The following is a 24,728-nucleotide window of genomic DNA, read 5'->3' as shown; positions in this document are numbered from 1 at the left end:
TGATTTCTTGCCATTCTGCCTAGTTCAGCGCACAAATACCCTATGCCTGAGCTACCCGAAGTCGAAACCACCTGCCGAGGAATCCGCCCACACATCGACGGCCAAACAATCACCCATGTTGACGTCCACAATGGAAGCCTACGGTGGCCAGTCTCTGACGAGATCTATGCTCTGCGTAACTCAACAGTCTCAGCAGTTAAAAGACGCGCCAAGTACATTCTTATCGAATTCACAAGCGGTCATCACCTACTTCTCCATCTAGGAATGTCCGGCAGCCTGCGAATCTCACGTTCTAAAGAAGAACTTCGTAAACACGACCACCTTGTCTTCTATCTGAGTAATGGACTAGAAATGCGGCTCCATGACCCACGCCGTTTTGGTTGCGCCCTCTGGGTCGAAGGTGATTATCGGAAACACCCACTGCTCGCGAAACTGGGCCCTGAGCCGCTGAGCGACTCCTTCACTCTACCTCAATTCCTACAATCCTGCGCCAAGCGTGATCGAGCAATAAAACTTCACATCATGGACAACACCACTGTGGTCGGCGTAGGGAATATCTACGCTTGCGAAGCTCTCCACATTGCAGGCATCACCCCAAAGCGCGCAGCTAAAAAAATCAGCAAGCTGCGTCTCACCAAGCTCTACGAATCCATCCGATTTGTACTCGCTCGCTCTATCGAACAAGGTGGCACCACGCTCAAAGACTTTCTCCATAGCGACGGACAGCCTGGATACTTCAAACAACAACTCACAGTCTACGACCGTGAAGGAAAACCCTGCCAGAGCTGTGGACACACAGTCAAACGCATCGTTCTAGGGCAGCGATCAACCTTCTATTGCCCCAAGTGCCAAAGGTGAGCCCTACACACATTCGCGAGGATAAGACGGGAATTTACTGGAAAACAATAAAACCCGCTTGACTCTCTAGGGCAAACGACCTAATCACTCGCACCCCTCCAAATTTTAACGAAACATTTTCCTATGGCTACAACAGAAGTTATTCTCCGTACAAAGATCGACAATCTCGGCGCTGAAGCCGACGTTGTAAAAGTAAAAGCTGGTTTCGCTCGTAACTTCCTTATCCCACAGGGCAAGGCTTTCGAAGCGACTGAAGCAAACCTTGCTCACACAGAAGAACTCAGAAAAGCACGTGCTGAGCGCGAAGCTGCTGAACTTTCCACTGCACAAGCCACAGCTGCTAAGATCAAGAAGACCAAGCTCACCTTCGCTCTCGAAGTTGGACAAGGCGGCAAAGCATTCGGTTCTGTCACATCTATCGACATCCACAAGAAGCTCGAAGCTGCAGGCATCGTCATCGAACGTAAAGCTCTTCAGCTCTCAAGCCCAATCAAGACTTCTGGTGTTACCAAGGTTGAGGTTAAGCTTCTTGCTGACGTTACAGCGACGCTCACAGTTACTGTTGAGACTCCAGCTTTTTAAGCGTAATCACCCGCTTCTCAATACAATTTCTAAAAGGCGCACCACACGGTGCGTCTTTTTTATTACCCCCTCAAGAACCGTTCTGGCAACTGGCAACTGATTCTAACTACTCACCACACTCCCTTTCGCCAACGGCGAAAATCATACCAGCCTAGGCAAAGGCGAAGCCGCATGCCTAGGTTTGTAACAACAAAAGTCAGTTGGCTGAAGGCCAACCTCACTCACTACTCACTACTCACTACTCACTACTCACGACTGAAACCAGCTCCCCATCACTGAGCTTGGTCACGAGAGTTTCTCCCTTTTCCACAGCATCCACGCTGCGGACCAATTTCCCGTCGCTAGTCATGGTGATTGAGAAGCCACGCTCAAACGCGCTATCCGGCCCCAATGCTCGTAACATCGACTTTTGCCTCAGAACGGCTTGCTCCATTTTCTCCAAACGTTTCCCTAAGATTTGATTTAGCAATTGTTTGCGATGCGCTACTTTTTCAAGCCTTCCATCAATCAACAACTCTGGATGCACTGTCGCATAGCGCTGTTTCATCAAAACAACTTGTTGCTCGCGCTGCTCTATACCGCGCTCAGCAGCATCCTCCATCACCTTTTCCGCCTGCAGCATTCTCTGTAGCGGCTCGCGCAAAACGCGGTCTACCGACATCGACAGCGCCCCGCGTCGCATTCCTTGTAGCTGCATCTCGTACCGGCGCATTTCACCATCAAGAATTCTGAACATCCCAGACTGATAACGCTGGAGCTTGTGCTGCAGTTGCTCACCATCAGGCACCACCAGCTCTGCAGCAGCGCTCGGAGTCGGAGCTCGCATGTCCGCCACAAAGTCCGCTATCGTAAAATCAATCTCATGACCGACAGCTGAAATCACAGGGATCGTACAGCCAGCAATCGCGCGCGCCACCACCTCTTCGTTAAAATTCCAAAGGTCTTCTAGTGAGCCACCACCGCGCCCGACGATGATCACATCGACCTCAGGCAGACCAGATTCTTGCCATTGACTCCAATGATCTAAAGCGGAGGCTATTCCATGCTCTGCCCCCACTCCCTGCACCTGCACAGGATAAAGGATAGGCTGCACCCACGGCGCTCTACGTCCGAGCACATTGAGCATATCTTGAAGTGCCGCACCTGTGCCCGAAGTGATCAAGCCCACCTTGGTAGGAAAGCTCGGTATCGGCTTTTTCAGTTCTTTTGAAAATAACCCCTCAGCATCGAGCTTCCTCTTCAGAGCCTCAAACTTCGCTTGCAACTCCCCTTCGCCCGCCGATTCGACCTGACGTACAATCAACTGCACGCTCCCTCGCGCCTCATAGACAGAAACCTCGCCGAACAAGCGTACTTGCATTCCATTATCTGGCTGCACCTTCGCCCGGCTAGCATTGCCGCGAAACATCACACAACTCATCTGGGCTCCGTCATCTTTCAAAGTGAAATACAGATGGCCACTCGACTGGCGTCGCATATTTGACACCTCACCTCCGACCCAAAGCTCACCTAACTCTATCTCTAGTAAGTTACGCATCTTGCGCACTAATCGGGTCACACTCAGTGTCTTTGTATCAGCCATCGTCGACTATCATCTATAGCTACAGCCCCGTGGCAAATCTCAAATCACCTTACTTTTGTAACAATCATTTCGAGAGCTCGGAGATGGTTTAGCTGTTCGTTGTGATCAAGATTTTCTAAACTGCACTCACTTTCGTGCACATCAATGATCAAGCCCGTAATTCCACACTCCACACTCCTCTGCAAAGCGTTCATACCAAAACCTAAGAAAACAACAGTTGTCTCTTTTGCTACGCTCAGCGGTATTACGCGACTGGAATCACACCAGCACCTAGAGCTACTCCTACCAGCGGAGCAAATCCCTAGACTGCCTCGCTTACAAATTCAGAGAATTCTGGGAAGCTTTCAAACAACTCTGCAATCAGCAGCCCTGCCTGATTTGAGGCTAGATTTGGAACAAGCCTTCTGGATTGAATTATTACAGCTTTCCTAGGAGGCGTCGCAGGCAACGAGTCGCTTTTTAATTCCTTCACACTTCTAACTTCCCACTCCACACTCCCGGCCATGTGGTATTACACTCTCAATGGCCAACAAGCTGGCCCAGTCTCTCAAGCTGAGCTCGCACAGATGCTCAATGGCGCTCTTCCCTCCGACACAATGGTCTGGAAAGACGGTATGGGCGACTGGCTCCCCGCCCAAGACGTCGACGCCTTCCGCAACATCGAGGCGACCCCAGCTGCCCCAACTTACGCGACTGGTATCACACCAGCCCCTACCCTACCAACTAGCGGAGCAAACCCCTATGCAGCACCTAACACAGTAGTAGACCAGAACGCGCAACTCAGTGGTACGGATGAAATCCCAGCCGAGCCCATTCCACTCGACATTGGTTTCTGCATTTCAAAATCCTGGAAGACCACCATTTCATGCTTTGGTACTATATTCCTTACTTGGTTTGTCTACATCCTCATCTCCTCTATCGTTAGTGGTGTTTTATCTGGTCTGGGCACGGCTATAGACGGCCCAACTGTGGCGACTCCTAATACCGACGGCATGACACCACAAGACGTATTTCTCCATTCCCTCAGTCAGAGCCAACAAACTGGCGTGGGATCGACTATAGCGAGCATCTTAAATCAAGCATTCACGATGTTCCTCGGCCTTGGCCTTACTTTTATTGGTCTCAACCTCTTACGAGGAAAAGATGCTAACGTCGGCCAGCTCTTCAGCCAAAGTGGCACAAAACTATTGAGACTCATCGGCGCATCCATTCTCTATGGACTGATGGTAGCCGTCGGATTACTCTTCTTCATCGTTCCTGGCATTTATTTGGCAACCAGGTTCATGTTCTACCAAACTGCCATCGTCGATAAAGACCTCGGAGTCATCGACTCCCTTAAATACAGTTCGGAACTCACCAGAAACAACAAATGGAGCATTATTGGCTTATCCATTATTAATTGCTTCATCGTACTTGCTGGTGTAATTGCACTACTCGTTGGCTTGATCTGGGCCATCCCAGTTGCGTGGCTCAGCCTCCTCGTCGCTTACCTCTATTTACACAACGGCGAGCGTAGCCTCGCTGCTTAGCGACACATTATTTCATTCAGTTTTTCAAAAGGCGACTCGGCAACGAGCCGCCTTTTTTATTCCTTCACACTTCTAACTTCCCACTCCACACTCCCGCCCATGTGGTACTACACACTCAACGGTCAACAAGCTGGTCCGATCTCTCAGGCTGAGCTCGCGCAGATGCTACAATCCACTCTTCCAGCCGACACGCTAGTCTGGAAAGAAAGCATGGCCGACTGGGTTATGGCGAACACGCTAGGAGAATTTCAAGCCCTACCAAATGGCTCACCAAACTCCCCTCCCCCCTTAGCCTCCGCAACTCCCACTAATAATCCCTACAGTTCACCAATAGCGTCATCTCACCAAAACTATCAGGCTGGCGATTACCCATTGCCGAAGGTGAAGAAAGCAAATTTCGGTCTATTAATTTCACTTCTCAGCATTGGCACACTGCTGATGATTGGCGGCTACATTGCTATGTTTACCGGTCTCATGACAAATGTCGCCACCGCGGCATACGAAGAAATCGAACAACTTGAAACTGTTGAGCGGCTAGAGCCTATCGAGCAGAGTCAAGAAGCCTCATCTACTGAGACAGAACCTGCGGCACCCATCGCATCTGAGGATGTCACCGATTTCGACGAAGTCCTGATTGAGGAAGATTCTTATGGGCACTCCGCATCCGAGGTGAATCCATTTGACTCCCTCTCTCCTTCAACTATTGGAATCACCATACTCGGCTGGGCCATCATCGCTGCTGGGAGCATTTTAGGCTTGGTCTATGTCCACCGAGCTTGGCAGCTGCTTCAACCGACCCAAACCACCATCACTCCCGGGCAAGCCGTGGGCTTCATGTTCATCCCGCTTTTTAACATTTACTGGATGTTTATCGCTTACCATAAATGGGCGGTGGAGTGGAACAACACCTGCCGCCAGCACACCTCGCCCACCTATGCTCCAAGAGGTGCGGAAGGCCCCTTTCTCGCCATGGCTATCTGCTACTTGTCTTCAGTCATCACCAGCATTTTAGGCCTCCTCGCCAGCGCCGTCCTCTACATCATAGATATGAAGAGCATGTGCGACGCGATCAACTTCGCCGCCGAAAATGGCGAAGCCCCCAATCAACCATTCCGTTAGAAACCGCTAGGGCCACACTCCACACTTCTCTATGAAACTAAGATTCACACTCGCTCTCACCCTTAGCCTCTGCGGCAGCTTGCTGGCAGCGCCTAAGAACGTTCTGCTCATCGTTGCTGACGACTTAGGTTGCCGTGACCTCGGCTGCTTTGGTTCAGATTTCTATGACACCCCGCATCTCGATGAGCTGTGCGCCGACTCACTAAAGCTGACACAGGCCTATGCAGCATGCCCAGTCTGCTCTCCCTCCCGCTCTGCGATAATGACTGGGAGACATCCGGCCCGCACTAAAAACACCGATTACTTCGGCGGATTTAACCCAGCCCCAGGCAAAAAAGTCCCAGCTCGCTGGAAGAAAATGCCCGTCCTCCCAGCTCCCTATCTAGAAACATTAGACCCAGCGCTCACCACTCTACCAGAAGCTCTGAAAGCCAAAGGATTCCGCACTTTCTTTGCCGGTAAATGGCACTTAGGTGAGGAAGGGTCTTGGCCAGAAGACCACGGATTCGATATCAACAAAGGTGGCTGGTCGCGCGGTGGTCCTTATGGTGGAAAAAAATACTTTTCTCCCTACGGCAACCCAAGACTCAAAGATGGCCCCGATGGTGAACACCTGCCCGACAGACTAGCAAGCGAAACTAACACCTTCATCAACGATACCAGCGACGCACCCTTCTTCGCGATGCTCTCCTTCTACTCCGTCCACACCCCACTAATCGGCCGCAAAGATCTCGTGGATAAATACAAAGCGAAGGCTGCAAAGCTCGGCTACACAGACAAACAAGTTTGGGCCTTTGACGCCCCCCGCAAGGTGCGGGTCAAACAAGACCACGCAATCTACGCGGCAATGGTTGAAGCCATGGACCAAGCTGTAGGGAAAGTCATCGATAACCTCAAAAAGCAAGGGAAGTACGAGGACACACTTATCGTATTCACCTCAGACAATGGCGGGCTCTCGACATCAGAAGGCTGGGCCACATCTAACTTCCCAATGCGTACTGGCAAAGGTTGGCTCTACGAAGGTGGCACCAAAGTCCCTGGAATCATCCGTATCCCAGGCACCACCAAACCAGGCAGCTCTAGCGACCAATTCTTTGTCGGCACCGACATTTTTCCGACAGCACTCGACGCATGTGATCTACCATTGTTAGAAGAAATCCACGTCGATGGCCAAAGCCTGCTTAAGCCACAAAATGACCGCCCACTCTACTGGCACTACCCACACTGGGGCAACCAAGGTGGCTCGCCGGGCTCAGTCGTCCGCCTAGGTAACTACAAGCTCATCCGCTATTACTCGGGCAAAGCTCCAGAACTCTTCGATCTATCAGCCGACGCATCTGAAGAAAAAAACCTCTATTCCTCAAAGCCTGAAATCGCCGCAGAGCTCAACAAGAAGCTCGATGGATGGCTCAAAGAAACCAATGCCACACTCCCACTTAAAAATCCTGACTACCCAGGTGAAATCAAAAAGTGGTAGTCAGCAGGAACCTCACCGCCCACTCAATCATCATTCCTCCCACGGCAGGAATAGCCTTTGACGATAAAGTCGATCAAAGGCTATAAACAAGCTCACACTCTTCTCTATGAACAACTCTATCGACATCTACTCTATCAAATCCTACCTGCTAGGACTGCAAGACTCCATCTGTGCTAAACTCGAAGCCGCAGATGGCAAAGCCACATTCGCCCAAGATTCTTGGGACCGTGAAGAAGGTGGCGGCGGGCGCTCACGCGTGATGACCGATGGCGCCGTCTTTGAAAAAGGGGGAGTCAACTTCTCCCACGTCCACGGCGCATCGATGCCAGCATCTGCGACAGCGCATCGCCCAGAACTAGCTGGCCGGTCATTCGAGGCCATGGGTGTCTCGCTCGTCATGCACCCGCACAATCCCCACGTGCCAACCAGCCATGCCAATGTCCGCTTCTTCTGCGCTAAAAAAGAAGGCGCCGAGCCCATCTGGTGGTTCGGCGGCGGCTACGATCTCACACCATTCTACGGCAACGACGACGACTGCAGGCACTGGCACCAAACCGCCAAAGACGCCTGCGATCCCTTCGGAGCCGACATTTACGACCGCTTCAAAAAGTGGTGCGACGATTATTTTTACCTCAAGCACCGCTGCGAACCACGCGGAGTGGGCGGGCTGTTCTTTGACGATTTCAATGAACTCGGCTTCGAGGACTCATTCGCCTTCATGCGCTCGATCGGTGACAGCTACACCGATGCCTATTGCCCAATAGTAGCAGCACGAAAGGATCTGGAATACAGCGAACGCGAACGCAAGTTCCAGCTCTACCGACGTGGACGCTATGTGGAATTCAATCTAGTCTTCGACCGCGGCACCCTCTTTGGGCTGCAGTCTGGTGGACGCACTGAATCCATTCTCATGTCACTCCCACCGCTTGTTAGCTGGGAATACGACTGGCATCCAGAGTCTAACACACCAGAAGCAAAGCTCTACGACCACTACCTCCAACCTCAGGATTGGATTTAGCCTACCTCACAAACTGTTAGTAAACTCTAAATCTAACGACACATCCCCATAGACGTTCCTATCATTATGACTACTGCTAAAAAAATTCGCCTCGGCTCGCTCATTTTCATCCTCGCTTTGGTGGCTACTATCATTTTCCAAAACCGAGAGAAAGTCACCACTCAGATCCTCTTTGCCAGCATTGAAATGCCCCAAGCATTCTTGCTCTTTCTTACCTTTATTCTCGGCGCTCTCGCGGGCTTTGTGCTCGCATACTTCCGGATCAGTAAACGACTCAAAACCGTACAGAAAAGTATCGAGAAACACTAAGCTGCCCCTGACCATCTCCACCGATGAAAGTCACCACTAGCCAATTGATCGAAAATAAAGAGGAAGTCATCTGGCCACTCTTGACTCATTCCGAGATGACATCCCAAGGGTGTTTCTGCCTCGGGGTACCAAAACCGATGGCTTGTGAGCTGCCTAACTCCATCGGCGGCGTGGGTGCTGAGAGACGCTGTATTTCAGATAGAGGAACCGTTCTCCAACGCATACTAGAATGGGAACCACCCAGTAAACTAAGGTTCACCATGGAATCTACAGACCATTGCTGGGGACCCTGTATCGACTCGATAGAGGAAGAGTTTTCTCTACGCAAAACAACTGCAGGAACCACGGTCACTAGAACCACCCGATTTGTCGCCAAAGGCTGGCTCCGACCTATCAAAGAAATCATGTTCTGGGTCGGCCTCAAGCGCCCTCACCTGTTTGTTTTCAAGAATTGGAAGCAACAATGTGAGGTGGATAAGTAACAACTAAAATTCTCATGAATCTACACTCTAACATCACTCCTGAGCTGGCCACTTGGATAGAAAACCAGCAGATGTTTTTTGTCGGCACTGCGCCGCTCGCTGCTGATGGCCACATCAACAATTCTCCAAAAGGTGGTGAATCATTTCGAGTTCTCGGACCGTTAGAAGTCGCCTACCAAGACTACACCGGAAGTGGTGCGGAAACCGTCGCCCATCTACGAGAGAATGGACGCATCGTTATCATGTTCTGCGCCTTCGAAGGTCCTCCGCAGATTGTTAGACTCCACGGTACGGGTTCAGTCAACCTGCCCGGCGACCCGCGCTTCGAGGATTTGGCAGAACACTTCCCAGAGAATCCAGGAACGCGGGTAATCATTCACATTGAAGTGACCCGTGTCACCGATTCCTGTGGCTACTCCGTCCCCTATTATGACTATAAGGGAAATAGAGACATTCTTGATAAATGGAGCCAGGTGAAAGGACCTGAAAAGTTAGACGCCTACCGAGCCGAGAAAAACCAACACAGCATCGACGGGCTCCCCTCCTTCGACCCATAGAGCTTAACCCTCCAGACCCCCTCAAAAGACTTAACTAAAAAAAGACGAAACCTTTCATTCTATCTGAAATACCGCAAGAGCATCGGCCATCATTGGTTAATTCTGAAAAATTCTGTCAATTCTGTCGAGCGCCGCAGGCAACAACCTAGATAATCTCCCTAGTGTAGCAGCCCTGGTATTAGGATGGAAACAAGCGCACATCATCCTTCTCGAGAGGATGCTCGCTCTTGTTGCCGACGCAATAGACGGCAACCCACTCCGCAAGTCGCTTACCCAGTTTTCGGCAAGCCTCTTTCGCCTCCTCACTCCTTGGTTCACGTGCCGTAATCGTGCCGTAGTGCAAGGTCGTCAACTTACTCACGTAGTCAGTGACCCCGAAGACTAGGAACCCGAAATTAATCAACACCGACAGGATCGATTGACAGGCAATCTCAGAGCCTCCGCCCCAACCGCCTGCTGACGAAAACGCACATCCGATTTTACCATCTATTTTCATCCACTTTTCGAGCATGGTTTCGTCCCAAAAGCGTTTCATTTTCCAGGACATCAACCCCATATTCGTCGGACTGCCAACGGCGATCCCATCGCACCAGACAACGTCCTCGGCAGTAGCCTCATCTATACTCAGTAGGCGGACCTCGATACCCGCCACAGCCTTACACCCTTCGGCTACCAGCTGCGCCATCGCAGCGGTATTACCACTCGCAGAATCATAGAGAATCAAAACTCTACCATCGGAACTCAATTTTTCATTTTCAGCGGTCATTATAGTCTATTTTATTTGTTGATAAGGGCACAATACAAGTCCTTGTTGGGGGCTTTTTCAATCGAAACTGGAACCATTGAACATCATGGTATGCTCAGTCTGATTGATCTAGGAATAATAATCCACTACGAAGCGATCGGAGGCAGAGCCAGGGCTCCTACACGGGGGAGGGACTTGGGCTGATGCCTGCGGCGCTCGACAGAACTGACAGAATTCTTCAGAATTAGCCTACTAAACTGGAGCTACTCACTGCAATTTCCGACAAGCCATGATGTTTCTGATGTCGTTGGTCTGCACTACCCATGAGAAATTCTGTTAATTTTGTAAATTCTGTCTAAAAAAATTCCTAGTATGATAACCCGCCTACTTCTTTTTAAAGAAGCCGCGCTGTTTCTCACTGATCGGCATTTCCAACAACTCCATCACAGCCAGCATATCCTTCCACACAGCTCGCTTCTCATCTGTCGCGCCTGCGTGCAGCAGATAGCTCGGGTGGTAGGTGGCACGGACTGGCACCCCAGCCACTTTATGGAATTGCCCTAGCATATTCGCCACTGGCACATCTGCACCGATCAGGCTCTTGGCCGCTGTCGCGCCTAATACAATGATGACCTTAGGTTTGACGGCTTCGATCTCAGCCATCAAATAGCGTATCGACGCCTGAATCTCATCCGCATTTGGCTTCCGAGTATTAGTGGTCTGATTCGCCATCGCGGGACGGTACTTTACCATATTCGTCATATAGACTTCCTCGCGATTCAGTCCCATTGCCTTTAAAATAGCCCCCATCTTCTTGCCTGCTGGACCAGAGAATGGCTTACCATTGCTCTCGTCATAATAGCTTGGAGCCTCCCCTACCAACAGGACATCGGAAGTGACTTCCCCCTCAGAGAAAACTAATTTATCACGCAGTGTCCCTAGAGATTTCAAGCCCGAATCCTCAGCAATCTGCTGTTTCAGTCCCTCCAGAGATTTACTCAATGGGGCCTGCTGTACAGGAGCTTCCGACGTAGGTATAACGACTGCGGGCTTGGAAGCCAGCTCAGCAACGCGCACCTTGGTTTCTTCCACCTTTGTCTCAGCAATAACTGCTGCCGCCTGTGGTTGGCTTACTAGACTACTTGACCTACCCCTCGACCTCACAAAGAACTCCCTTAAAATCAAGCGAGAACGACCATCCAGATGCACATGCGTCTCCCCCTGACGCTCTAATTGGCGGAGGTAATCGATCAATGGCTCTGCTACAGCGGACATGTCAAAAGACTCCCCATCCAAAGCAAATCCGTCAAGGCCATTCATCCCCCTCACACAATCTCGACCAATCAATGTAGCTAGACTTTTGACATTCCGACATTCGACAGTTCCATGACCTCTTGACATAGCCTCTGTCAAAGATCCCCAAAAGTCGCAGCTAGAAGTTAACCGCACCCGTCTAATACCAAAAAAATAAGATAAGGGAGGAGGAGGAGGAATTTAATTTATTAAAAAATATCACCCCGCTTGCAAAGTTGGCACGCTAGATGCTTCACTGAGTTTTAGACAAAAAAATTGGTCTATATACTATGAACAAACTACTACTCAGTACAGCAATTGGTTCACTCGGCCTGATGGGCACCGCTTTTGCAGGCGACGATTCTGCAGCGGCCATCGCGGACGTGAAATTCATCATCGATAACCTGTGGATCCTTATTTCCGCAGCCCTCGTATTCATCATGCACCTCGGTTTCGCCTCCGTTGAAGCTGGCATGTGTCAGCGCAAAAACACCGTGAACATCATGTTCAAAAACGTCTTCATAGTCTGCATCGGCGCAGTAGGCTACATGCTCTGGGGATTCAATGCCATGTACCCTGGCTGGGAAGAAGCCGCTGGTAACTTCTTCGCAATGGGATCTCCTATTGAAAGTGGATTTGAAGGAGCAGCAGCCACAGCAAACCTTACCAAAGAATATGCAGACTACACTTACTGGTCTGACTTCGTTTTCCAGGCTATGTTCGCAGCCACAGCAGCAACTATCGTTTCAGGTGCCGTTGCTGAGCGAGTCAAGCTTACATCATTCATGATCTTCGCGGCAATTCTCGTAACATTCATTTACCCAATTACCGGCTCATGGGAGTGGGGTGGCGGATGGCTTAACGGATTCGGCGGTGAAAACTCTGCTGAAACTGGTCAATTCATCGACTTTGCAGGTTCATCCCTCGTACACGCTTTTGGTGGATTCGCAGCACTTGCTTGTGTAATCGTACTCGGCCCACGCCTTGGAAAGTACACGAAGAACGGCATCAAGCCAATCCTTCCATCCAATCTTCCCCTTGCGAACATTGGTGTCTTCCTCCTCTTCCTCGGTTGGTTCGGCTTCAACGGCGGTTCCGTGCTCTCTGCAGATGCGGCAGGTGTTTCCCACGTTTTCGTAACCACAGCAATGGCTGGTTTCGCTGGAGGCCTTGCAGCTATCGCATTGTCTTGGATCCTCACTAAGAAGCCAGACCTCTCCATGGCTCTCAACGGAATGCTTGCAGGCCTCGTTTCCATCACAGCTGGCGCAGGTAGTATCCCACCATTCTACGCTCTCGCAGCAGGAGCTGTTGGCGGAGTTCTCGTAGTCCTCGCAGTTGGATTCTTCGATAAGATAAAAATCGACGATCCAGTAGGTGCAATTTCAGTTCACGGTGTTTGTGGTATCTGGGGAACTCTAGCTGTAGCTATCTTCGGAAGCGAAGCACTCGCTGGCGAGAAAATCAGTTTCTCCGCACAGCTCATCGGTACACTCTCTATCTCAGCATTCGCATTCATCACTTCCTTCATCGTATTCTACGCCATCAAGCTTGTAATGGGCGTGCGTGTTGACGAGCAAGAAGAGCACGAAGGCCTCGACGTGGCGGAGCACGGTGTGCCAGCTTACAACGATTCAGCTAACTAATTTCTCAAAACTCTATTAAATAAGCACTAGGGAGAGGCGAAAGCCTCTCCCTTTTTCTTGCTCAAATTTGGCAGCCAAGCCTTCTGAAAGTCAAAGGAATGGCTTGTCTATTGCTCTCGCGCATGGCAATTCGTTGTGATAAACACTCCTGAATATGCGTTTTCTACTGATCGACAACTCGAACACCCGAACCAAGTTCACCATCGGCACTCGTGATGGGCTGGACAACTGGCTGGCGCAAGTTCCCACAAAGGAGATCAGCCCCACAGAGTTAGACAAAACACTCATCGATCAACAGTTCGATGCGGTAATGCTTTGCTCGGTAGTTCCGGAAAAGGCTGCCATCATCGCGCAGTACTTTAGCGAACTCCCCTTCCACCAGCTCGACTACAAAACCGACATGGGCATTCATATCGATTACCCAAAACCTGAGCAGATTGGTGCGGACCGGCTTGCTAATGCTGCTGGAGTCCACGCCCTTTATGGAAGTCCCGCAATTGTTATCGATCTAGGCACTGCTGTCACCTTTGATGCCATTGGAGCAAATGCCACCTACTTGGGAGGCGTGATCGCCCCAGGCTTAGCATCAATGACAGACAACCTCTCAAAGCGTACCGCGCTGCTCCCCAAAATAGAGCTCGCTGAACCCGCCAACGCAATTGGTAAATCTACGACTGAAGCGATGCTCGTCGGCGCGGTATTCGGCTACCGTGGATTGATCAAAGAGATCATTAAAAAAATCACCCGCGAAATGACAGAAAAGCCGATCATCGTAGCAACTGGAGGCGACGCAACTCTCATAGCTGAAGGTCTCCCCGAGATAGACCACGTCTCACCCACTCTTACCTTAGAAGGAGTCCGCAGAGCGGCCACATTACAATTTTAACTCATAGCACTCAATCAGCATGGAATTTACAGATAAAGCAATTGGTATCGATTTTGGCGGCAGCTCAATCAAAATGGGAGTCGTTCTCGGCAAGCAGATCATCGCTGAGGCACCAGTGATCATCCCTAAAGACTATCCAATTCCGACAGAGCTCATCAAAGCTATTGCCGACCAAGTCAACGCACTCAAAGAAGAGCACTGCGACATCAAAGCTATAGGCTGTGGAGTCCCTGGGTTTGTAGACACCCCCACCGGGCGAATTCACAATCTAACCAACGTACCAGGCTGGGTCGACATCCCACTGCGCGATCTACTTTCAGAGAAGACAGGTCTTCCATGTGTGGTAGAAAATGATGCCAACGCGATGGGCATTGCCGAATGGAAGCTCGGCGCTGGTGCTGGCTACCAACATCTCATTTGCCTCACTCTCGGTACAGGAGTGGGCGGCGCAGTGATCGTGAACAACCAAATCGTACGCGGCTCACAATTTGTCGCTGGCGAACTCGGGCAGTCATCTATCAACTACAATGGCAGAGTCGGCGCTTACAATAATCCGGGCGCTCTCGAAGATTACATTGGTAACAATGAATTTGCGATCGACTCTCAGCGGGCCTACCTCGAAGCTGGCATCGAAAAATTCATCGACGACTGCTCCCCCGCAGCACTCGATGCCGCGGCCACAGCCGGCTGTGAGGTAGCGATCGCATGCTGGGATGACTTCGCTCGAAAGCTTGCCTGCACCTTGGCAAACTGCTGTTGGCTACTCAATCCCGAGGCATTTATCATCGGCGGGGGTCTCAGCAATGCCGGCAACACACTGTTCACGCCATTGCGTAAACACCTGGCAGCTCAACTTAGCGCCCCCTTCCGCGACCACCTAAAAATCATCCCAGCTAAATTCTCTAATGAAGCCGGCATCATAGGCTGCGCCGTTCTCGCTCTAGAGATGGCTGATGCCTAATTCCACAATTAGCTCATGTCACACGAGATTCTAGAAGTGCGAACTAGCAAAAAGGCCGGTTACGTTGTCAGCCTTGAGGGGAAAGAACTTAAAATCCCAGAGGCTGGGATCTTCTGCCCCCTGGCGATGCAGCTCTGTCACGCCGTATTAAAAAAGATGGACCCAGCTGGACCGTCAAGGAACCCAAAGGTAGAAAGCTTTTTTCCCGCGGAATCTGGGCACCAGCAACCCGTATCAACGCACTGCGTGAAATACTTGTGGGTGAACGCGAAGACCCATCCTACCAGAAGAGGTTAGACGCCGGCAGAGCGCGTCGCGGGAAAGAGCAAGAGCGCTATATGTTGGAGTTCACCGCGGCCGTCCAACAATTTCTAAATTTTGCCTTCCAGTACGACGAACTAGAGGACCAGATGGCAAAATTGATTGCAGAACACGCAGTCCCAGTCGGCAGCGGCACAGTAGCCCGCACTCAGCGCATCCCAATCGAGCAACGTGCCGAATCAGCCGTCATAGCCTGGATGCGCCACCAAACGACTGCCTATGACGACATGTCCATTCCGAGAGAAAAAGGCAAACGCCGTGAAGTGCGGCGCATGCTAGCCAAGCGCTCGAGAACAATTTTGGAAAAATACCGTGATGGAGTGGAGTTGGAACTCAGTAATTGCCCACTCTATAAGTCACTCAACGCCGAATAGACACAGCATACTTATTCTTCAATAATCAGAGCTCCAGGACCACTCGGTTGAGCTGGAGTCTCTGGTCGCTCTATTACCCCTTCAGGCAGCGGTCGCAAATCAGGTACATCGACTTCTGGTTCAACCGGCACGGCACGTGGTGCCACATCGGGAAAGATGATAGTTTCATCTTCCACCAGCACAGCTCTTGGTGCGGGCGGTGCATCTGGAAGAGCTGCTGCTTCGTCGATAATCGTTGCACGTCCTGGCACACCTAGATCATCAGGAACAGCCACAGGCTCATCTTCTAGAATAATCATCGCTTTCACTGGAGGATTAACGCGAAACATGACATCCTCTTTAATTGGCTCGAAGAAACTCGCCACCATTGGAGCTGCTTTACTACCACCACCGACCTTCTCACCTGGGCGTCCTTCGTAAACCATTGCAAAGGCATATTTGGGATTATCCAAGGGGAAAAAACCTGTAAACCAACCGAGATACTGCTTTTTATCTTCAGGCCCCCACTGCGCTGTACCAGTCTTGCCACAGACGATGGTGTAGCTCAGAGCAGCGCGTTTACCTGTGCCGGCGGGATCATTGACAACCCTCATCAGACCTTCTTGCACCAGCGACACATCGCTAGCATTCATATTCATCAGCTGTCGTGGTTCAGCACGGTTATAAGAAATGATCCGTCCGTTCGCATCTTGCACCTGCCGCACAAGCTGGAGTTTAGGCAGCCTTCCGCCATTGGCGATGCCCGCCATCCCAAGTGCCACCTGCAGCGGAGTCGCCAGAAGCACCCCTTGCCCAATGGACATATTCGCCGTGTCTCCATCGGTCATTCGCCGTTTGTGATGCTTTCGCATGTATGCATCACTCGGCAATAAGCCGGTTTTCTCACCAACCAAGGGAAGTCCCGTTTTGCGGCCATAGCCTAATTGTTCAGCGGTCCTCACAATATTTTGATGTCGCGTTGCGATACCAACTTGAATAAAAAATGGGTTATTGGAGCGATACAGTCCTTTAACAATATTCATCAGGCCCTCAGGTTTTTTCGACCAGTTCCACATCTGGTGCTTTCCCAACTGAATAAACGCAGGCGTATTGATCTGGGTGTAGCGGTCTAACACACCATTTTGTAATGCCGAGAGAGCCACCACCGCCTTGAATGTAGACGCCGGTGGATACTCGGCCTGGTAGGCACGTGCAAACAACGGCGCGTCCGGATTTTCTCGAAGTGCGTCGTAATCTTTAGAGGTAATAAATGGAACAAAGGTGTTGAGGTCATAGGACGGTCTAGACGCCATAGCCACAAGTTCACCTGTGCGCACATCAATAATTACCAATGCCCCTTTGTGTGCGTGCTTTGCGAGAACTTCTTCAGCTCTCTTCTGCCACTCAAGATCAAGTGTAGTGACCACTGTTCCACCTTGCTGAGGCGCCCGCTTATCTTCACGTAGCACTTCCGCTCCTGAGGAATCGAACTGTAATTTTCTCAGCCCAGGAATACCAGTGAGTTGCTCATCATAGAGTTTTTCAAAGCCTGCACGGCCTTCGGTGAATTCAAAAATAGGATCGCCATAATTGATTGGCCCCTTCTCTAACTTCCCTTTAGAACCAACGTATCCGATCATGTGCGCTGCTAGATCTCCCTGTGGGTAATACCGTTGATAAATAGGATGGAGTACAAGACCGTCAATAAGTTGAGGATCCAATAACAGCTTTCGCTCGGCTTCCACCACATGGGTGAACGGCATAGCTAGCCAGCGACGCTGTCGATAATGCTGCCACAGATCATCGTCTGTGACTGTCCAGTTGATACCAAAGATTTCATTAGCCTTTGCAATCCGCTCACGACCCCATGCTACAACAAAATCTCGGTCGGCGTTCTCGAATTGCTGGAACTGCAATGCAGGATACCATACGACCTTGTTCTGAGCTAATGGATTGCCATACCTATCTAAAATCTGACCACGCAGGGCAGGGATCGACAGAGTCATCGTCCTTGCATTTGGCCGCGTTTGGATCGCGGCTAGATCTGCTGAGCGCTTGACTGGAGCACCCAGCTCCAGTGCAGGCTCCAGCGCATTACTCACCAACTGGCTTTGCGCCGGTAGGATGGCTGTAAACAAAAAAAGAGAAGTCAGCACCCCCCATCGGAATAATGACGGAAATGCGCTTTGAACTCTCTTCATCTGTCTCACTTGGAATATTCTACAATATTCTAGAGTGATGAGACAACATGGAAAAATAACAATTCCATTCTCATTTCATCACTCACAGAAATAGACTCTTATAAAGTGATTCCAAGAAGCTCAGGAGTGGCTTCACGTGGACGAGCAGTGAGGATGTCTGGTCCATGTTTTCCAACACACACAGTGTGCTCGAAATGAGCCGAATATTTCTTGTCACCGGTGATGACTGTCCAACCATCACTGAGCACTTTAACCCGCGGAGTTCCCGCATTGATCATTGGCTCGATAGCGAGCACCATACCTTCTTTGAGGCGTGGGCTACGTCCCAGAGGACGGTAGTTCGGCACTTGCGGCTCTTCGTGAAGCTCTTTCCCAACACCGTGACCAACGAATTCCTTCACTACTCCCATGTTGAAAGGTTTCACATACTCAGCAACTGCACCACATAGATCAGCGAGGTATTCACCATCTTTGGCAAAGGCTAACGCCTCGTAAAGTGATTGCTCAGTTACAGCGAGCAAACGCTTAACCTCCTCATCGACATTGCCGACAGGAACGGTTGTTGCATTATCGCCGATCCAGCCATTTTTAACCACTCCGACATCAATACTAATAATATCACCATCTTTGATCACACGATCAGAGCCAATTCCGTGCACCACTTCTTCGTTCGGTGAGATACAAATATTACCTGGAAACCCTCGGTAACCGAGAAATGCCGAAATACAATTGTGCTCTTTGATCAACTCTGCGGCATAGAGATCGACTTCACTCGTCGTCTTACCAGCTTCGATAAACTTCGCTGTAGCTTGCAGGATCTCACTCGCCGTCTCAGTAGCAACACGCATTTCTTTGATGTCTTGAGGTGACTTAATTGGGATCCTGTTCTTGTTTGTTTTGCGCTTCGCCATGGAAATAGGTTGGTTTAAAATTTTAGTCAGAACTTAGAGAGCTCTGCAGGGGGGCTATTTTACTCAGAGAGATGGTTATTGATTACACAGAACACGTCCTCTGGGCTAGCACTGCCATTAACTAATAGCAACTTACCTTTCGCAGCATAGTAGTCAAATAGTGGTTGCGTGAGTTCGCTATAGTTTGCGTAGCGCCTGCGGAAATTCTCCAAATCATCGTCGGATCGTGACACTAATTCACCATTGCAGTCATTACAGTTTAGTTCGTCAGGAGAACTTACTGAGACCGTAGCCCCACAGTCGGCGCACTCACGGCGGCTGATAATGCGTTGCTCAAGTTCATGCTGAGGAACATCCAGCGCAATTGCTAAAGTTGGAGCCTGAAAGGAAGCATCCGATTCCAGCGCTTCAGCTTGAGCCAATGTTCGAGGATAGCCATCTAGCAACCAGCCCGACTCAGAGCGCTTCGCCATCCAAGCTTTGACCAATTCCATGATCAAAGCATCTGGAACATAAGCTCCACGGTTTAAATAATCTTCCACCTCAAGTCCTAGCTTAGAACCGGACTCGACCTCCTTGCGCAACAACTTCCCTGTTCCCAAGGTTGGAACATCCAGAAGATTTTGAATCCGCCGGCACTGAGTGCCTTTACCACTCGCTGGTGGCCCTATGAGAACGATGCGGCGCATAATAAGAGATTAATCTTTTGCTAGAAAATAAACTCAGCAAGCGAGTTGCTTGCCCTATTGATAGAAAAGGCCGCAGGGTTTTGAATCCTAGCGGCCATTGAAAGTGGTTACTTAGTATCGGATACTACGGCTTCATTGAAAGAGCTACAATCCCGAGGATGAAGAGCAATGCTACGACTACTATAAGGTAGAGCATGTTATTGCTGCTTCTTGCTGCGAGTTGCTTATTACGGCGATCAACAGCTCCTTTGAGCTTACCTTGACGGAGGAAGCCATCGTAGTTGCGCTGGAGAAGCTGAGTCTCAACTTGGCGCATAATATCGAGGATCACACCCACCATGATGAGCAGAGAAGTACCACCGAAGAAACCGGTAATCATCGGATTCAATGGATCTGCGGAGAAAAGCGTAGGCATCTGTGACACTGCGAACGGCATTGCAAAGATGATGGTAAGGAAGATGGCACCAGCAAAGGTGAGACGAGTCATCGTGAAGTCGAGGAACTTGGCAGTTGGCTCACCTGGGCGAATACCCGGGATATAACCACCACTGCGCTTGAGGTTTTCTGAAATCTCAGATGGCTGGAACATTGTTGCCACCCAGAAATAAGAGAAGAAGAAGATCATAATACCAGCGATCACATAATACCAAATGCTGTCGTACGAAAGAACCTTATTCAGTGTCAAAGCCCAACTAGCAGACGGGAACATCTGGTTTGCAATCATTGTCGGAATTCCAAGAATCGCTGTTGCGAAGATGATTGGCATCACATTTGCGTAGTTCAACTTGAGCGGCAGATACTGAGTCTGACCACCGTATTGCTTGCGTCCAACCACACGCTTGGCGTACTGGATAGCGATTCGGCGCTGGGCCTGAGTAATCGCAATAGTTGCAGCGACCACGAAGATAAGGAAGGCAAAGAGGAATACAACAAAAGCCGCACCTGCTGGAGTACCACCACTGATGAGTGATTTCCAAAGAAGGGCCAACGCCGTCGGGAGAGATGAGATGATGTTGATCGTAATAATGATCGAAGTACCATTACCGATTCCCTTTTCAGTCATTTGGTCACCAATCCACATAAGCAGGAGTGTTCCAGTCACTACAGTGAGTGTGAAAATCACAATAAAGGTAAAGCCTGGGTTAGGTACCAGCTTACCCACATCTGCAATACCACTGAAGAATGGAAGTGAGCCAGGATTGCTTGATATCTGACGTCCAAGGAAACCACCTTGTACTATCGCGATGATAATCGTAATGAATCGTGTGTATTGATTAATCTTCTGACGACCGCCGTCTTCACGCGAAAGCTTTGAAAGCTTTGGCATAACAGCTGTCATGAGCTGCATCAAGATAGATGCTGAGATGTATGGCATAATACCTAGCGCAAAGAGGCCAAGTTTCTGCAGACCACCACCGGAGAAGATAGTTGCCATGGTATCGAGCAGGCCATTGTTACTACCGCCTTTTTCAGCGATATTTTTCATGTGTTGATCGATCACTCCAGCGTCAACGCCAGGGAGTGTGATGTGTACACCAAGACGGACTATAACGATCATTACGAGTACGTAAATGATGCGTTCACGTAGCTCTGCTACCTTCCAAGTATTCGCAAATGCGGAAATCATAATTTAGTTAGATTGAGGGGCGGCTTGTATAAAGAAGTGAGGAAGCGCGCAAGCGCTTCCTCACATAAAGTTTAAAATAGATGTAAAACACCTAGATGATCGAGGAGCGTTAAGCAGCAGTGCCGCCAGCTTTCTCGATTTTTTCCTTTGCGGAGGTACTAAGAGCGTCAACAGAAACTGTAAGCTTCTTGCTGAGATTGCCGTTAGAGAGTACTTTGATTTGATCGAAAGCACCTTTTACAAGGCCCTTTGCGCGAAGTGACTCTTCATTTACAGTGTCACCCTCTTCGAAGAATTTCTGGAGGTGAGCAGTGTTTACGACAACAACTTTGTCCGCGAAACGGACGTTGTTGAAACCGCGCTTAGGAAGACGACGGTGAATAGGCATTTGACCACCTTCGAAACCAACGCGAACGCCGGAACCTGAGCGAGCCTTTTGACCCTTGTGACCCTTACCTGATGTTTTACCAAGCCAGAGCTTTCACCCTTACCAAGACGCTTGATGCGGTGCTTGGAGCCAGGATTAGTTTTAAGTGTGTGAAGATTCATTATCTTAAATTTCTATGGTTAGAAAGTAGCCGTCCAATGAAGAACGTCTACCTCAGTTTAAATTAGAGTGACTTTGGCTTGAGCTTACCACGTGATGCAAGAACCTCATCGCGAGTGCGAAGTTGAGCTAGTGCAGCAACAGTAGCTTTCACTACGTTTGCGTGGTTGTTTGAGCCGAGTGACTTTCCGAGAACGTTTTTGATGCCGACTGCTTCACAGACTGCACGTACACCACCACCAGCGATAACACCAGTACCTGGGCAAGCCGGCTTAAGGAGAACCTTACCGCCGCCGAATTCAGCGTATACTTCGTGTGGGATAGTGCCATCAACGATAGCGTAACGCTTGATGCGCCGCTTTGCATCTTCTGCAGCTTTCTTGATGCAGTCGATCACTTCGTTAGCCTTACCGTAACCTACGCCAACACGACCTTCGTGTGTGCCGGAAACCATAAGAGCGGAGAAGGAGAAGCGACGTCCACCTTTGACAACTTTAGCGCATCGGTTGATGAATACAACCTTCTCGACAAGTTCAACACCATCTTCGGTAGTTGGCTTTGGAGGAGCTTGACGCTGAGGACGACCACCACGACCACCACGACCACCACGACCACCTTGACCGCGACCACCAGGGCCACCTTGACCACGACCACCAGGGCCACCTTGACTGCGACCGCCAGGACCACGACCACCACGATCCTGTGAAGGAGCGCCAGTAGTTGTTGCTGGAGTTGCTGCAACTGGAGTTGCTGCAGGAGTTGCTGCTGCTGGAGTAGCTGCTGCGTTTTCTTTATTTTCAGACATGCTTTAGTGGTTGATTAAAATTTAAGTCCAGCTTCGCGTGCTGCTTCAGCAAGCGCTTTGACTTTACCATGGAAGAGATGACCACCGCGGTCGAAAACGACTGCTTCGATGTTCTTCTCCTTGGCGCGCTCAGCGATGAGTGCACCAACCTTAGCTGCAGTAGCTACGTTAGAAGCTGCACCTTCGATTGACTTATCAAGGGAAGATGCTGCTGTGAGTGTGTTGCCTGCTTCGTCGTCGATTACCTGCACATAAAGGTGCTGGTTAGAATAGTTAACTGCGAGACGTGGACGCTCAGCTGTTCCCATAACTTTTTTACGGATACGGAAGTGAATGCGCTGGCGGACTGATTTACGATTGAGTTTGCTCATTGTATGAATTCAGTTTGAGATTAATATTTGTTGGCTCGAATTACTTACCAACAGACTTACCAGCCTTACGACGAACGTATTCACCAACATAGCGAATACCCTTACCTTTGTACGGCTCAGGCTTGTAGTACGCGCGAACTTCTGCTGCGAACTGACCTACTGCCTGCTTATCTATACCCTCAACCTTCAGCTTAGTAGTGCCGTCAACAGTGACTTTGATACCTTCTGGAATTGGGTGGAGGATTGGGTGAGATTTACCGAGGCTAAGGTCGAGGGCTTTGCCCGCTAACTTTGCACGGAAACCAACACCGACGAGTTCAAGATCTTTGGAGTAACCTGTGGATACACCGATGATCATGTTGTTGACAAGACTACGCGCAGTGCCGTGAAGTGCACGAACTTGGCGACTTTCGTCAGCGCGAGTGATTGTTACTTCGTTTCCTTCTGCAGAGAAGCCGATGCCTCTTGGAAGTTGGAAGTCGAGCTTACCTTTAGGGCCTTCTACAACAACGAGACCTTTTGTCTCAGTTACTGTGACCTTATCGGTAAGTGTGATTGATTTGAGTCCTACTCTTGACATAATGTTATATTTCTAAAGTTAGGGACTACCAAATGTTAGCGAGATGCTCGCCACCTACGTTTTGCTTCTTTGCCGCTGCACCAGACAACAACCCTTTAGGTGTTGAGAGGATGGAGATGCCAAGACCATTAAGAACACGTGGAACTTCGCTGGCACCGACATACTGACGGAGACCTGGCTTAGATACGCGCTTAAGGTTTGTGATAACTGCTTTACCAGCATCTGAGTACTTTACTGTCACTGTGATGATTTTATCAATACCTTCACCAGAGACTTCAGCCTTCCAGATGTAACCTTCTTCAACGAGGATGCCTGCAATGTCTTGCTTCATTCTGCTGTAAGGGGCTGAGAATTTTTCGTTACCTGCTGCTGAAGCATTCTTCAGACGGGTAAGAAAATCGGAAATTGGGTCGCTAAGAACTGCCATAATATTATTCCTTTGTTTTAAATGTTTTAGTTATGCGAATTAAGCTGTTGCAGCTTCTTTCTTGTTCTCGCGAAATGGCATACCGAGTGCACGTAGAAGTGCGCGGCCTGCATCATCAGTTGTAGCTGAAGTTACGAAGATCAGGTCGAAACCGATCTGGCGCTTGATCTTATCAAGTTCAACTTCAGGGAAAATAGATTGATCTGAGACACCTACTGCGTAGTTACCTTGACCGTCGAAACTCTTTGGTGAAATACCGCGGAAATCACGAATGTTAGGAGCAGTGATGTGGATGAAGCGATCGAGGAATTCCCACATGTTAGCACCACGAAGGGTAACACGTGCGCCCACTGCTTCACCTTCACGAACCTTGAAGTTCGCTACAGATTTTTTAGCGTAAGATACACTAGGCTTTTGGCCTGTGATTTTTGAGATCTCCTCAACGGAGTCTTCAACAGCCTGTTTGCGATCAGTTGCGCGGCCACAGTGAGTGGTCACGACAATCTTCTCCAAACCAGGCACCTGGTGAGGGTTAGTGCATCCGAGCTCTTCTTTGAGCGCAGGCACTACCTTCTCCTGATAGTATGTTTGCATTGATGGTTTCATAATTTGCGGGTCAGCTGGTTGTTTTTAATAGCTTAGCTTAAGCGCTACAGACCGAACGGAGATTGCGTTACAAACACCGAGTCGGGCGGGGGCTTTAACGCACAATTTCCCAATCGGCAAGCGGAAAGCGATAACTACCCCCATTTTTTATATTCCATCCAAAAATAGAGACGGCCCACCACCTCAAAAAAGCAGCAGGCCGTCACCAGACACACACAAGGTCGGACTTCACCGACACCCCGAGTT

General features: G+C 49.9%; 25 protein-coding genes and 1 pseudogene. 13 read left to right on the top strand and 13 right to left on the bottom strand.

Annotated features, from left to right (window positions below; all coding sequences use genetic code 11):
- The first annotated feature begins 42 nt into the window (after window positions 1-42).
- Window positions 43-858 (top strand): bifunctional DNA-formamidopyrimidine glycosylase/DNA-(apurinic or apyrimidinic site) lyase, encoded by an 816-nt coding sequence (gene mutM / locus BSZ32_RS12580; protein ID WP_105043738.1) that lies wholly within the window; start codon window positions 43-45, stop codon window positions 856-858.
- A gap of 123 nt (window positions 859-981) precedes the next feature.
- Entirely contained in the window at window positions 982-1,440 is a 459-nt protein-coding gene (rplI, locus tag BSZ32_RS12575) for a 50S ribosomal protein L9 (protein ID WP_105043737.1), read from the top strand.
- A 238-nt stretch (window positions 1,441-1,678) separates the two neighbouring features.
- Here the strand turns inward: rplI and xseA are convergent, their stop codons facing one another.
- Window positions 1,679-3,022, bottom strand: coding sequence for an exodeoxyribonuclease VII large subunit (gene xseA / locus BSZ32_RS12570; RefSeq protein ID WP_105043736.1), 1,344 nt, complete (start codon window positions 3,020-3,022; stop codon window positions 1,679-1,681).
- A 503-nt stretch (window positions 3,023-3,525) separates the two neighbouring features.
- On the opposite strand from xseA, the gene BSZ32_RS12560 reads away from it, so the two are divergent.
- The 7 genes from BSZ32_RS12560 to BSZ32_RS12530 all read left to right on the top strand — a co-directional run bounded on the left by BSZ32_RS12560 (window position 3,526) and on the right by BSZ32_RS12530 (window position 9,513).
- Window positions 3,526-4,551 (top strand): DUF4339 domain-containing protein, encoded by a 1,026-nt coding sequence (locus tag BSZ32_RS12560; protein ID WP_105043734.1) that lies wholly within the window; start codon window positions 3,526-3,528, stop codon window positions 4,549-4,551.
- 99 nt (window positions 4,552-4,650) lie between these two features.
- Entirely contained in the window at window positions 4,651-5,670 is a 1,020-nt protein-coding gene (locus BSZ32_RS12555) for a DUF4339 domain-containing protein (protein WP_105043733.1), read from the top strand.
- Between the two features lie 31 nt (window positions 5,671-5,701).
- Window positions 5,702-7,147: a sulfatase gene (locus BSZ32_RS12550; RefSeq protein WP_105043732.1), complete on the top strand. Its 1,446-nt coding sequence runs from the start codon at window positions 5,702-5,704 to the stop codon at window positions 7,145-7,147.
- Window positions 7,148-7,253: 106 nt separating this feature from the next.
- Entirely contained in the window at window positions 7,254-8,165 is a 912-nt protein-coding gene (gene hemF / locus BSZ32_RS12545; RefSeq protein ID WP_105043731.1) for an oxygen-dependent coproporphyrinogen oxidase, read from the top strand.
- Window positions 8,166-8,231: 66 nt separating this feature from the next.
- Window positions 8,232-8,474 (top strand): lipopolysaccharide assembly protein LapA domain-containing protein, encoded by a 243-nt coding sequence (locus BSZ32_RS12540; protein WP_105043730.1) that lies wholly within the window; start codon window positions 8,232-8,234, stop codon window positions 8,472-8,474.
- Between the two features lie 23 nt (window positions 8,475-8,497).
- Entirely contained in the window at window positions 8,498-8,956 is a 459-nt protein-coding gene (locus BSZ32_RS12535; protein ID WP_105043729.1) for an SRPBCC family protein, read from the top strand.
- Window positions 8,957-8,970: 14 nt separating this feature from the next.
- Window positions 8,971-9,513 (top strand): pyridoxamine 5'-phosphate oxidase family protein, encoded by a 543-nt coding sequence (locus tag BSZ32_RS12530; RefSeq protein ID WP_105043728.1) that lies wholly within the window; start codon window positions 8,971-8,973, stop codon window positions 9,511-9,513.
- A gap of 178 nt (window positions 9,514-9,691) precedes the next feature.
- On the opposite strand, the gene BSZ32_RS12525 is transcribed toward BSZ32_RS12530, so the two are convergent.
- Window positions 9,692-10,279, bottom strand: coding sequence for a flavodoxin family protein (locus BSZ32_RS12525; RefSeq protein WP_105043727.1), 588 nt, complete (start codon window positions 10,277-10,279; stop codon window positions 9,692-9,694).
- A gap of 363 nt (window positions 10,280-10,642) precedes the next feature.
- A complete protein-coding gene (locus tag BSZ32_RS12520) occupies window positions 10,643-11,578 on the bottom strand; it encodes a uracil-DNA glycosylase (protein ID WP_165788826.1) in 936 nt (311 codons plus the stop codon).
- Between the two features lie 308 nt (window positions 11,579-11,886).
- On the opposite strand from BSZ32_RS12520, the gene BSZ32_RS12515 reads away from it, so the two are divergent.
- The 4 genes from BSZ32_RS12515 (at window position 11,887) to BSZ32_RS19395 (ending at window position 15,739) form a co-directional block, all read left to right on the top strand.
- On the top strand, window positions 11,887-13,197 hold the full coding sequence (locus BSZ32_RS12515; RefSeq protein ID WP_105044851.1) for an ammonium transporter: 1,311 nt from the start codon (window positions 11,887-11,889) through the stop codon (window positions 13,195-13,197).
- Between the two features lie 154 nt (window positions 13,198-13,351).
- A complete protein-coding gene (locus BSZ32_RS12510) occupies window positions 13,352-14,083 on the top strand; it encodes a type III pantothenate kinase (RefSeq protein ID WP_105043725.1) in 732 nt (243 codons plus the stop codon).
- Between the two features lie 19 nt (window positions 14,084-14,102).
- Entirely contained in the window at window positions 14,103-15,044 is a 942-nt protein-coding gene (locus BSZ32_RS12505) for an ROK family protein (RefSeq protein WP_105043724.1), read from the top strand.
- 257 nt (window positions 15,045-15,301) lie between these two features.
- Window positions 15,302-15,739 carry a DUF2293 domain-containing protein gene (locus BSZ32_RS19395; RefSeq protein WP_206018835.1) on the top strand — a complete coding sequence of 146 codons (438 nt, stop codon included), beginning with the start codon at window positions 15,302-15,304 and terminating at the stop codon, window positions 15,737-15,739.
- Between the two features lie 11 nt (window positions 15,740-15,750).
- On the opposite strand, the gene BSZ32_RS12495 is transcribed toward BSZ32_RS19395, so the two are convergent.
- The 10 genes and pseudogenes from BSZ32_RS12495 to rplE all read right to left on the bottom strand — a co-directional run bounded on the left by BSZ32_RS12495 (window position 15,751) and on the right by rplE (window position 24,482).
- Window positions 15,751-17,856, bottom strand: a complete 2,106-nt coding sequence (locus BSZ32_RS12495) for a peptidoglycan D,D-transpeptidase FtsI family protein (RefSeq protein ID WP_165788825.1) — start codon at window positions 17,854-17,856, stop codon at window positions 15,751-15,753.
- A 161-nt stretch (window positions 17,857-18,017) separates the two neighbouring features.
- Entirely contained in the window at window positions 18,018-18,830 is an 813-nt protein-coding gene (gene map / locus BSZ32_RS12490; protein WP_105043722.1) for a type I methionyl aminopeptidase, read from the bottom strand.
- Between the two features lie 59 nt (window positions 18,831-18,889).
- Window positions 18,890-19,519: an adenylate kinase family protein gene (locus BSZ32_RS12485; protein WP_105043721.1), complete on the bottom strand. Its 630-nt coding sequence runs from the start codon at window positions 19,517-19,519 to the stop codon at window positions 18,890-18,892.
- A 124-nt stretch (window positions 19,520-19,643) separates the two neighbouring features.
- Window positions 19,644-21,146: a preprotein translocase subunit SecY gene (secY, locus tag BSZ32_RS12480; protein ID WP_105043720.1), complete on the bottom strand. Its 1,503-nt coding sequence runs from the start codon at window positions 21,144-21,146 to the stop codon at window positions 19,644-19,646.
- A 109-nt stretch (window positions 21,147-21,255) separates the two neighbouring features.
- Window positions 21,256-21,695 (bottom strand): annotated as a pseudogene (rplO, locus tag BSZ32_RS12475) (50S ribosomal protein L15).
- A gap of 62 nt (window positions 21,696-21,757) precedes the next feature.
- Window positions 21,758-22,498: a 30S ribosomal protein S5 gene (gene rpsE / locus BSZ32_RS20385; protein ID WP_105043719.1), complete on the bottom strand. Its 741-nt coding sequence runs from the start codon at window positions 22,496-22,498 to the stop codon at window positions 21,758-21,760.
- A gap of 14 nt (window positions 22,499-22,512) precedes the next feature.
- Entirely contained in the window at window positions 22,513-22,869 is a 357-nt protein-coding gene (gene rplR, locus BSZ32_RS12465; protein WP_105043718.1) for a 50S ribosomal protein L18, read from the bottom strand.
- 40 nt (window positions 22,870-22,909) lie between these two features.
- Window positions 22,910-23,449 (bottom strand): 50S ribosomal protein L6, encoded by a 540-nt coding sequence (rplF, locus tag BSZ32_RS12460; protein WP_105043717.1) that lies wholly within the window; start codon window positions 23,447-23,449, stop codon window positions 22,910-22,912.
- Window positions 23,450-23,474: 25 nt separating this feature from the next.
- Complete coding sequence (gene rpsH, locus BSZ32_RS12455) at window positions 23,475-23,876, bottom strand: 30S ribosomal protein S8 (protein WP_105043716.1); 402 nt, start codon at window positions 23,874-23,876, stop codon at window positions 23,475-23,477.
- 39 nt (window positions 23,877-23,915) lie between these two features.
- Window positions 23,916-24,482, bottom strand: a complete 567-nt coding sequence (rplE, locus tag BSZ32_RS12450) for a 50S ribosomal protein L5 (RefSeq protein WP_165788824.1) — start codon at window positions 24,480-24,482, stop codon at window positions 23,916-23,918.
- Window positions 24,483-24,728: the final 246 nt, after the last annotated feature.

The organism is Rubritalea profundi (assembly GCF_002954445.1).
GTDB classification, from domain to species: domain Bacteria; phylum Verrucomicrobiota; class Verrucomicrobiia; order Verrucomicrobiales; family Akkermansiaceae; genus Rubritalea; species Rubritalea profundi.
The sequence above is the reverse complement of the archived record's forward strand: the minus strand, read 5'-3'. Positions and strand labels throughout refer to the sequence as shown.

Bases quoted from the DNA above. Each gene is read 5' to 3' on its own strand.
- BSZ32_RS12525 (WP_105043727.1), bottom strand. From the start codon at position 10,279: ATGACCGCTGAAAATGAAAAATTGAGTTCCGATGGTAGAGTTTTGATT.
- rpsE (WP_105043719.1), bottom strand. From the start codon at position 22,498: ATGTCTGAAAATAAAGAAAACGCAGCAGCTACTCCAGCAGCAGCAACT.
- rplR (WP_105043718.1), bottom strand. From the start codon at position 22,869: ATGAGCAAACTCAATCGTAAATCAGTCCGCCAGCGCATTCACTTCCGT.
- rplE (WP_165788824.1), bottom strand. From the start codon at position 24,482: ATGAAACCATCAATGCAAACATACTATCAGGAGAAGGTAGTGCCTGCG.
- BSZ32_RS12510 (WP_105043725.1), top strand. From the start codon at position 13,352: ATGCGTTTTCTACTGATCGACAACTCGAACACCCGAACCAAGTTCACC.
- mutM (WP_105043738.1), top strand. From the start codon at position 43: ATGCCTGAGCTACCCGAAGTCGAAACCACCTGCCGAGGAATCCGCCCA.
- BSZ32_RS12555 (WP_105043733.1), top strand. From the start codon at position 4,651: ATGTGGTACTACACACTCAACGGTCAACAAGCTGGTCCGATCTCTCAG.
- BSZ32_RS12535 (WP_105043729.1), top strand. From the start codon at position 8,498: ATGAAAGTCACCACTAGCCAATTGATCGAAAATAAAGAGGAAGTCATC.
- hemF (WP_105043731.1), top strand. From the start codon at position 7,254: ATGAACAACTCTATCGACATCTACTCTATCAAATCCTACCTGCTAGGA.
- secY (WP_105043720.1), bottom strand. From the start codon at position 21,146: ATGATTTCCGCATTTGCGAATACTTGGAAGGTAGCAGAGCTACGTGAA.
- BSZ32_RS12550 (WP_105043732.1), top strand. From the start codon at position 5,702: ATGAAACTAAGATTCACACTCGCTCTCACCCTTAGCCTCTGCGGCAGC.
- BSZ32_RS12505 (WP_105043724.1), top strand. From the start codon at position 14,103: ATGGAATTTACAGATAAAGCAATTGGTATCGATTTTGGCGGCAGCTCA.
- BSZ32_RS12515 (WP_105044851.1), top strand. From the start codon at position 11,887: ATGGGCACCGCTTTTGCAGGCGACGATTCTGCAGCGGCCATCGCGGAC.
- rpsH (WP_105043716.1), bottom strand. From the start codon at position 23,876: ATGGCAGTTCTTAGCGACCCAATTTCCGATTTTCTTACCCGTCTGAAG.
- xseA (WP_105043736.1), bottom strand. From the start codon at position 3,022: ATGGCTGATACAAAGACACTGAGTGTGACCCGATTAGTGCGCAAGATG.
- BSZ32_RS12560 (WP_105043734.1), top strand. From the start codon at position 3,526: ATGTGGTATTACACTCTCAATGGCCAACAAGCTGGCCCAGTCTCTCAA.
- BSZ32_RS12485 (WP_105043721.1), bottom strand. From the start codon at position 19,519: ATGCGCCGCATCGTTCTCATAGGGCCACCAGCGAGTGGTAAAGGCACT.
- BSZ32_RS12520 (WP_165788826.1), bottom strand. From the start codon at position 11,578: ATGAATGGCCTTGACGGATTTGCTTTGGATGGGGAGTCTTTTGACATG.
- BSZ32_RS12530 (WP_105043728.1), top strand. From the start codon at position 8,971: ATGAATCTACACTCTAACATCACTCCTGAGCTGGCCACTTGGATAGAA.
- rplI (WP_105043737.1), top strand. From the start codon at position 982: ATGGCTACAACAGAAGTTATTCTCCGTACAAAGATCGACAATCTCGGC.
- rplF (WP_105043717.1), bottom strand. From the start codon at position 23,449: ATGTCAAGAGTAGGACTCAAATCAATCACACTTACCGATAAGGTCACA.
- map (WP_105043722.1), bottom strand. From the start codon at position 18,830: ATGGCGAAGCGCAAAACAAACAAGAACAGGATCCCAATTAAGTCACCT.
- BSZ32_RS12540 (WP_105043730.1), top strand. From the start codon at position 8,232: ATGACTACTGCTAAAAAAATTCGCCTCGGCTCGCTCATTTTCATCCTC.